The sequence below is a fragment of the Treponema endosymbiont of Eucomonympha sp. genome (assembly GCF_001028545.1).
The window spans coordinates 1-899 of record NZ_BBPW01000244.1 but is presented as its reverse complement, the minus strand read 5'-3'; the positions used below and the strand labels follow the sequence as shown (position 1 = coordinate 899).

At 59.2% G+C, this 899-nt stretch carries 3 protein-coding genes; all 3 read right to left on the bottom strand.

All coding sequences use genetic code 11. The features are described 5' to 3' along the window. Positions 1 to 191: ThiF family adenylyltransferase (locus tag AWU74_RS06280; protein ID WP_368853463.1), on the bottom strand; the 191-nt coding region annotated here is incomplete at its 3' end. After that, positions 188 to 508 (bottom strand): MoaD/ThiS family protein, encoded by a 321-nt coding sequence (locus tag AWU74_RS06275; protein ID WP_062328594.1) that lies wholly within the window; start codon positions 506 to 508, stop codon positions 188 to 190. The genes AWU74_RS06275 and AWU74_RS06280, both read right to left, overlap by 4 nt. Positions 509 to 540: 32 nt before the next feature. Continuing rightward, positions 541 to 899, bottom strand: a 359-nt coding sequence (locus tag AWU74_RS06270) for a Mov34/MPN/PAD-1 family protein (protein WP_187150900.1), incomplete at its 5' end; no start/stop codon positions are given.

Genomic DNA, 899 nt, shown 5'->3' with positions numbered 1-899 from the left:
CCGGCCGCGGCAAGATAAAGCGCCGGCGGCGCGCCGGGACCTCCGGTCCCGACGGGCAGCACTTTCGCCGCCTTGAGTCGCTTTTGCCCTTCAACGCCGATTTCGGCAAGCAGCAGATGACGGCTGTACCGCGCGATTTCGCCGTTCGACAAGCCGGGAAGCGCTCGGTCGCCGATTATGCTCGACGTCACGCCGCCGCAAACCCATAAGCACGGCAACACCCGCCCGCGATTGCGGGGACAAGCATAATCGTGTCACTGTCAGAAACCCTGGTGTTCATTCCGTCAAGGTTTTTGATATTCGTTTCGCCTACAAACACGTTGATAAAAGAACGCAATTCGGGCGACTCCCGTCCGCCTTCGTCCTGATATAAATGCTTGCGTATATCGGGATAGGCGTCCGCAAATGCGCGTATCGCCTCGCCGACCGTCGCGCCGGACGCGGACGCCTCGGACTTCTGACCGGTAAAAGCGCGAAGCGCCGCCGGTATCAAAATCGTAACTGCCATGCAAAATCCCTCGCCTTCTTTAGTTAGCGGAACTATCCGCGCGAATCCGTCGGCGCCCGTTCGATTTCTTCCGGCTCAAAACAACTCCGGTCCGCCGCAAGTTCCCAGCTCGTCATATCGTTTGCCTGCCCTTTCCCTACCGCAACAATAATATACGAATAAAACGGAAAGGCGCGGGCGCGGTCAAAGTCGGACGGCAAGGCCGCATGATCGGGGTGGGAATGGTAAAACCCCACTACCTCTTTATGCAGTCTCCGCGCTTCCTGTTCCGCCTTATTGTACTGATCGGGATAATACCAGTGCTCCGGGTCGGCAAAAACCGCCTTCCGCGCAACCAGATACGCGCCGTCCGAGCCTTCCAGCGGGTCCGTCTCCACCACCGCCGCGCCGA

What these genes read in the sequence shown, in the direction of transcription:
- AWU74_RS06275 (WP_062328594.1), bottom strand. Translation starts at nt 508, where the DNA reads ATGGCAGTTACGATTTTGATACCGGCGGCGCTTCGCGCTTTTACCGGT.